Below are 7,285 nucleotides of genomic sequence, written 5' to 3'. Positions count from 1 at the left end.
CCCCGGCTTCCGCCCGTGATCAAGGCGACGTTTCCTTCGAGTCGGTTCATGCCGTCGAGCATCGCGGGCCCCACCAACGGAAGCTGGCGGGAATCTGACCTGGCGTTCGGCGACATCGACAGCATCGCCTGACACAGGCCCGTCAGCCAGGCAGGACCGGCATCACGCCGCAACCGGACCGATCACGAGAACGACGGGACCCTGCGGCCAGGTAGCCGACGACGTCCGCGCCCAGGTCGCCGCTCTTGCCGCTGACGACGACGTTCGTGCAGCCGTCCCTCCGGCACAGATCGGCGACGTACGTCTCGGACTCCTGCCACGACTGTCAGTCTGTTGGCACCGGATCCCGCAAGGATTCGGGAGCCCCGGCCGTGACGGTCTGACTCTTGCTTACGACCGACCCCACGGGTGTCCTTGCGTTGATCTGTCGACCGTCCGGCCGGGCACGCAGCAAGCGCTGCCGTCGGCCGGACGTGACCTGATAGGAGCCTGGAGCCAACTCGTCAAAGCGTCCCCGTGACAGTCCTGTCCGTCCGACCGGCGACAGCGTGCACCCCACGCTAGCGGCCGGAAGGAACATCGTGAACAACAGCGGACAGCCCGGGTCCGGGCACGTGGTGATCGGCGTCGACACGCACAAGCACGTCCACGTCGCGGCGGTCATGGACACCGTCAGCGGCATCCTGGCGACTCTCACCATCCCCACGGACGCCGGTGGATTCCAGCAACTGCTCGACTGGGCAACATCGTTCGGCAAGGTACTGGCCTTCGGTATCGAGGGCACCGGCTCCTACGGCGCCACACTGACATCGTTCCTGCGCCGGGCCGGCCACAAGGTGGTCGAGGCCGGCCGCCCGGACCGGCGGTTACGCCGGATGAACGGCAAGTCCGACACTCTGGACGCCGAGAACGCCGCCCGCGCGGTGCTCGCCGGATTCGCCACGGCCACCCCCAAGACCGCGGACGGCGAGGCCGAGATGATCCGCCAGCTCAAGATCGCCCATGACCAGGCTGTCGAACAGCGCACGGCCGCCATGGTCACCATGAAGGCGATGCTCGTCCACGCGCCCGACGACCTGCGACACGACACCGCCAGGAAGACGCAGATCGCCCTGGCTCGGCAGCTGGCCGGCCTGCGGCCCCGCCGACTCGACGAGCCCGAGGACGCCCTCCGTCACGCCCTGCGGACCCTGGCCAGGCGCTGGCAGTACCTCAACGACGAGACCAAAGAGCTGACGAAGATGATCGACGACCTGGTGCACCGAGCCGCCCCACAGCTGCTCGAGCCGTTCGGCATCGGCGTGGACACGGCCGCGGAGATCCTGGTCGTGGTCGGTGACAACCCCGAGCGGATCAAGTCCGAGGCCGCACTCGCCAAACTCGCGGGCATCGCACCCGTGCCCACCGGCTCGGGAATGACCAGCGGCAGGCACCGCATCAACCACGGCGGCCATCGCCAGCTCAACGCCGCGATCTATCGCACCGTCATCGTCCGCATGCAGTTCCATCAGCCCACGATCGACTACGTCGCCCGCCGGACCACCGAGGGCAAGACGAAACGCGAGATCATCCGATGCCTCAAACGCTACGTGATCCGCGAGGTCTACCACCTCATCCGACCAGCCCCGAACCCGCTTTCCGCAGCGAGTTGACAACTATAGGAGCGTCAACGCGTCGACCTCGGCCATCGACAACTCCCGTGCCCTGGCCGCCTCCTGAGCCCGCCACGCGCGGTCCTGGCCGACCGCAAGACGGTGCCGATCGCAGCCACGGCCATCCGGCGCCGCTCGCCGCGGGCGCGGCGAGCACGGCCACCAGGACGGGCCACACCCGGGTACTGCGTCTCGGGGCGCATGCGGCTGACTGATGCACATCGGGGGCACGATGACGCGGCTCGAAGTGGGGATGCGGCGCGGACACCGATCGGGACACTCTCCTCGGGATGATCGGCCGTCGGATCCTGACCGGTCTGCTCCCGCCCCGCCGGCACCGGGTCAGCACCCGCAAGGTCAAGTCACCGATGTCCCGCTACAGCGAGCGCCACGCCGACGGCCGGCCCGGCACAAGCCACACCGTCACCCGCCTCGACGTCACCGTCATCGAACCCGTGGAGCAACCCGCGCTGCCCACGGCCTCCCGGGACGACCGACACGCCAGCCCTTCCGCGCGGCGCCGACACCGCATCCTGGCCCTGCTCCAGGAAGACCCCACGCGTCTGTGGCAACCCCGTGAGATCGCCGCCCACTTCGGCGATGTCACCCTGGAAACCATGTACAGACAACTGAATCGATGGGCCGCCAGCGGCCTCATCCACAAACTCGGCCCCGGCCTCTACGCCGCAACAGCATGGTCCCCAGCCTCACCTGCGTGACCTGCGATGACGCTAACTACCCGGCCTTGGGGGAAGGCCCCCCTTTCCGGCTACGCCGGTGACAACCATCGAGCCTCGGCACATGCCACCGGACCGGTGTCGTGCGGCACGCGCTGGCGCTCCCGTGGCAGTCGGTGAACGAAGAGCCCCTGGTGTCTACACCGGCGGCTCTGTCAGGGTGTCATTGACCAGACGACACAGCGCATCGGCGGTCACGGCGGTGGCGTCGAAGGTCTCGGTCCATCCTCCAGCAGGCATCTGCTCGGCGGTCAGGTGCGGTCCGTGGCCCTGAGCACGCAGCCGCTTCAGGACAGTCTGCTCAATCCGGTAGGCAGCCGCGCCTGTGTCGAACAGCCGGGTGCGCACCAAAACCCACCCCGTGCCCTGAAGACGCGCGATGCGGTCCTCGCGCGTCTCGCGCCCGGTGATGCCGATCTTCACCGCGCCGAAGACTACGTGGATCATTATGTATAGCCAGGCCGGTGCGGCCGGGTTAAGCCCGTACTTCGCGCAGCGCGGGCAGCACCGCCCACGGGTTCGTACGTTGTTCAGTTTGGGGGACACGATGGTCCCGCAGCCGCTGCACAGCGACGTCCACGGCGTACTGACGTTCCGGTATGGCTCCAGCGGGGTAAAGCCGACTGCCTTCATGTCGGCCACAGCTTGCTTTGGATCGCCAGGCCCGCGGTGGGTACAGAACCGGCACCGCCCGCCTCGCCTCGTCGTGTTGTCGTAACGAGGAGCCACCAGGTGGCCGGCAGCGGTGCACTTCGACAGCCACGGCTTCCCGGTACCGGGGAACCGAACAAGGGTGACGAAGCCGTGGTTGAGCATCGCTGCCGCGGCCGCCACAGGGTCGACGGGCGCGTTGGGCGCACAGTATTTGCAGGCACCCTGCCCGTTCATCACGTTGTTCCGATTCGGGTAGATGATCTTCCCACAGCCCTGGTTCAGACACCGACACTTCCACGGCTTACGTGCGCCGCCTGGATAGGGCTCAAGGGGCTCAGCATTGCCGAGCCGTCTCATGTCGGCTACTGCCACATCCTTAGTCACCACGGCCACGGTCTGCTCCTCCTGTACGAAACCGGGAAGAGGCAGTGTGACGCTCCCCACTGACAACACGTCGGAGGCAGCGAAGGAGGAAGGGATCACCCCATGTCCTCCCCCGCCGTCCAGTTTTCCGCTTGTCCCCGCAGCGGCCGGTCGTTATCCGGGTGAGCCGGAGCACGTTGTCGGCGTCCCTGCGGTGCTGGCGGTCGTGTCGTTCAGGAGATGGTGGTGTAGTCGGTGTTGCGGAGGTCGGCGAGCAGATCTGGGCCTGTGGGGTTCCAGTCCAGTCGCTGCTGGGTTTGGGTGCCGGAGGCAGGTAGGTCCAGTTGGGCGAGTTGGAGTAGCGGTCCGAAGTACGCCGGTGCCTGGCGGGGGGTAAGGGACTGGATGGGCAGTCCCATTTGGGTGCCGAGTACCTCGGCGATCGCGCGCAGGGTCACTCCTTGCTGGGTCACGGCGTGGTATCGGGTGCCCCATTGGCCGTTTTCCAGCGCCAGCCGGTAGAGCCGGGCGACGTCGGTGACGTGGGCGGCGGGCAGCCGGTTGGTGCCGTCGCCGATGTAGGCGACGCTGCCATGGTGTTTGGCCAGTTGGATGTGGCGCAGGATGCGGCCCTGGCGGTGGGTGTCGTGTACCTGGGGCAGCCGTATCACTATGACGCTGCGGCCTTGTTCGATGAGGGCCTCGGCGGCCTCCTCGGAGGCGGCGCGGGGGAATACCGACGATGGGGCGTGGGGGTCGGTCTCGGTTACCGGGCCACCGGTGGCGGACTGCACCAGGCCGGTGCCGGAGGTGATGATGAGCGGCGCGTTCTTGGGTAGCGCCGCGCCGAGGGTCGCGATGACCCTTCGGTCGTTCTCGCTTTGCTGCCGTATGTCGGCTGAGGCGTCATGGTTGAACGCCGTGTGGATGATGGCCTCGGCGCCGGAGGCGGCCTTGCGCAGCCGTTGCAGGTCGGTGACGTCGCCGCGGGCGACCGTGGCTCCGGCGCGGGTGAGGGTCTCGGCGCCGGTGTCGGACCGGCTGAGCCCGGTCACCTGGTGTCCTGCGCTGATCAGCTCCGATACGGTGGCTGATCCGACGAACCCGGTGGCTCCGGTCACGAATACGCGCATGTGTGAGCCCTTGTCTGTTATGTCTCGGGTGTATACCGGAAGCGGGTGACGAATTCGGTCGCGCCGTCCGGGCGCTCGCGGCGGAACTCTTCGGCGTGGGAGAGCCGCGGGTCGACGGTCTTGTAGCCGTCGATGAATCCGTCGAAGTACGCCTGGGTGGTCGGTGACTGCTTGCCGACGGATCCGAAGGAGTCGTCGGTGCGGGTCACCTCGACCACCTCGTGGCCGTAGCGGGCGAACAGCGCGCTGGTGTGCCGCGCGCCGGCCGAGGCGTGCGCGGTGTCCTGCCACCGGGCCATCGACTCAGGCCCGCCGGGCAGTGCCTGCCCGCGCAGGAACGTGCTCAGGCGTCGTGTCCCGTGTGCTAGTCCGGCCGCGTAGGCGACCTGGCGGGCGCTGTCCTCATCGAGGGTGTTCTCCAGGCTCGCGATGAAGGTGCGAAACAGGTGCGCGAGCTCGTTTTCGATCGCACGGACCTTCAGGTGTGGATTGCGCAACATCTCCATGGGGGTCGTCTGACACGCGTCGACCCGTGCGAGGTCCTCGGCGCCCGGCTGCTGCTGGCGATAGCGAGCTAGCGCCGTGACCGCCGCATCCGCCCACGGCAGTGTGGTCAGCGTTCGTTCGGAGGAATCAGGTGGGTCGCCGGTGATGAGCCCGAGCCGGTGCACAGACATCCTGTTTTCCATCGTGGCGTCTCCTTTCCGCTGTCACTCCCGGGTGCCGGGTGAGACAGCTCAGGTGAGGCGGATCCCGCCGTCGACGGGCAGCACCACACCGGTGATGAACGGGTTTTCGATCAGCGCGAGGATCGCCGAGGCGACATCCTCCGGGCGGCCGTTGCGGCCCAGGGGCGTGCGCTGGGCGAAGGTCTCAAGTGCCGCGTCACGGTGCTCGCCCAGCGAGTCCCACCATTCGGTCGCGATCACCCCGGGCGAGACGGCGTTGACGCGACGCGGGGCGAGTTCCCGCGCCAGCGGCGCGACCGCGGCCTCCACGGCACCGTTGACGGCGGCGGGTTCGGCCGTGCCGGCGAAGCCGGCCTGCGCGGTGACACCGCCCGCCACGGTGATCGAGCCGTCCTCAGACAGCGCGTCGAGCGACTCGCCGACCGCGCGCAACGTGGCGATCGCCTTGCCGGCGAAGGAGCCGGCGAGGTCGGCCAGGCCGAGGTGATCCGCGGCGCGCGACGATCGGTGGCCGCGGCGTGTCAGGGTGATGACGAGATCGTCGATCGGCCCGGCCGCGCGGAAGAATCCGGCCACCGAGGACATGTCCTGCGCGTCGACCGGGATGGCCATCGCGCCCGTCTGGGCCGCCGCGGCGTTCAGGCGCGTCTGGTCGCGGCCCCCGAGCGTGATCCGTGCCCCGCGCTCGGCCGCCAGCCGGGAGGTCGCCAGGCCGATCCCGGAACTGCCGCCCAGGATCGCGATGTGTCGGTCCAGCTTCAGAGTCATCATGCACGTCCAATCCGTTGCAGGCCCTCGGGACGGTGCAGATCTCGGCAGGAGATCAGGACGCCTACGGTAACACAAGGCGTTGTGTACACAAGGCCCTGTCTACAAAAGGGCGGGTAGACTGAGGGACGTGACTCCGACACCGACCGAAGACACGCCGACGGGTCCCGCTCTCGCGGGGCTACTGCGTGGTCGCCTCCGGGAAGTCAGCGTGCTGATCGAGCAGCGCGGGGAAGCCGCTCTCGCCGGCACGTCGCTCACGCTGCCACTGAGTCACCTGCTCGACGCGGTCGTGGCCGAGCCCGGAGTGACCGTGACCGAGATCGCCTACCGGCTGGGCAAGAGCCAGCAGGCCATCAGCCAGGCCGCTAACCGGCTGGAAAAGCTCCGCTACATCGAGCGGCGGGTCGGATCAGGCCGCGCGGTCGCACTGCATGCCACCCGTGCCGGTCGCGAAGCCTCAGCTGAGGCCGTCACCCGTGAACTCGCCGCCGAGGACCGGGTTCGCGAGCTGCTCGGACCCCAGCAGTTCGACACCCTCATGGCCCTCCTTGCCGCGACACGGGACACCCTGCGCCACGAGGCATGAGCCCGCTCGCGATCCTCTCGCCCCGCCACAGCTTCACTGCCCGGCCCGTCGGCGGCCCTCCGCCACATCGCGTCCGTCGGCTGTCGAGATCGTCCAGGCGATCGGCCGGGCGCTGCGGCAGAAACCGAACCAAGGGAAATTGGCGACACTCATTGTGCCGGTCGACACGCGGGAGTTGGACGCGGCGGACACACTCACGCACGACTGCAACAACAGGACCTCCGGAAGCTCGGGTCGACTCGCAATCGCCGAGCTACCAGGTGGTCCTGCCTTCATGCGCCGATACCGTCACGATCACCCGAACAGGAACCCTGTTCGATCACACCTGCTCACGCCCGGAATGCGGATGGCTTCTCAGTCCCTCGTCGACAGCTGTGGCGAGCCGTTCGGCGTGGGGCGTCGAGCAGCGGTTTGAGGGCGCGTAGCAGGGGTGATCGTCTGCTTGTGTCGGCTCCATACGGCGCGGCGTGAACACCGGTGTGTTTGTGCCCAGTTGGCTTGTTACCGGATGCGGACAGATCCGGGTGAACGACGCCTGCCTCGGCGTCATCTCATGGGGTGTAGCGAAACAGCCGATGCGGCCGGCCGCTCTGCGGAGCTGAGGAGTGCCGCGTTCTGACAGACCATGGGGGAGCTTTCATCATGACCACACACCGTGTCCGCCGCACCGCCCGTTCCGCCGCGCTGGCCGCCGCCACTG

At 68.1% G+C, this 7,285-nt stretch carries 7 protein-coding genes and 1 pseudogene; 3 read left to right on the top strand and 5 right to left on the bottom strand.

Going from position 1 to position 7,285, the window contains the following annotated elements; all coding sequences use genetic code 11:
* Positions 1-193: 193 nt before the first annotated feature.
* A pseudogene (locus tag ACIRVK_RS44910) lies at positions 194-322 on the bottom strand (restriction endonuclease); the annotation flags it as partial.
* A 259-nt stretch (positions 323-581) separates the two neighbouring features.
* Here ACIRVK_RS44910 and ACIRVK_RS44905 point away from each other — a divergent pair.
* Complete coding sequence (locus tag ACIRVK_RS44905) at positions 582-1,652, top strand: IS110 family transposase (RefSeq protein ID WP_404257862.1); 1,071 nt, start codon at positions 582-584, stop codon at positions 1,650-1,652.
* Between the two features lie 290 nt (positions 1,653-1,942).
* A complete protein-coding gene (locus ACIRVK_RS44900) occupies positions 1,943-2,371 on the top strand; it encodes a hypothetical protein (RefSeq protein WP_404257860.1) in 429 nt (142 codons plus the stop codon).
* A 156-nt stretch (positions 2,372-2,527) separates the two neighbouring features.
* Here the strand turns inward: ACIRVK_RS44900 and ACIRVK_RS44895 are convergent, their stop codons facing one another.
* The 4 genes from ACIRVK_RS44895 to ACIRVK_RS44880 form a co-directional block, all read right to left on the bottom strand.
* Positions 2,528-3,436 (bottom strand): hypothetical protein, encoded by a 909-nt coding sequence (locus tag ACIRVK_RS44895; protein ID WP_404257858.1) that lies wholly within the window; start codon positions 3,434-3,436, stop codon positions 2,528-2,530.
* A 203-nt stretch (positions 3,437-3,639) separates the two neighbouring features.
* The gene (locus ACIRVK_RS44890; RefSeq protein ID WP_404257856.1) at positions 3,640-4,539 is read right to left on the bottom strand and encodes an SDR family oxidoreductase; all 900 of its coding nucleotides are present in this window, start codon (positions 4,537-4,539) and stop codon (positions 3,640-3,642) included.
* 17 nt (positions 4,540-4,556) lie between these two features.
* Positions 4,557-5,210, bottom strand: a complete 654-nt coding sequence (locus ACIRVK_RS44885; protein ID WP_404257854.1) for a hypothetical protein — start codon at positions 5,208-5,210, stop codon at positions 4,557-4,559.
* A 66-nt stretch (positions 5,211-5,276) separates the two neighbouring features.
* A complete protein-coding gene (locus tag ACIRVK_RS44880) occupies positions 5,277-5,999 on the bottom strand; it encodes an SDR family oxidoreductase (RefSeq protein ID WP_404257852.1) in 723 nt (240 codons plus the stop codon).
* 208 nt (positions 6,000-6,207) lie between these two features.
* Here ACIRVK_RS44880 and ACIRVK_RS44875 point away from each other — a divergent pair, with 208 nt between their 5' ends.
* On the top strand, positions 6,208-6,585 hold the full coding sequence (locus ACIRVK_RS44875) for a MarR family transcriptional regulator (protein WP_361200011.1): 378 nt from the start codon (positions 6,208-6,210) through the stop codon (positions 6,583-6,585).
* The last annotated feature ends 700 nt before the right edge of the window (positions 6,586-7,285 follow it).

The organism is Streptomyces sp. NPDC101152 (assembly GCF_044768275.1).
Classification (GTDB): Bacteria; Actinomycetota; Actinomycetes; order Streptomycetales; family Streptomycetaceae; genus Streptomyces.
Note: the sequence above shows the minus strand (reverse complement) of the source record. Positions and strands in the feature narration are given on the sequence as shown.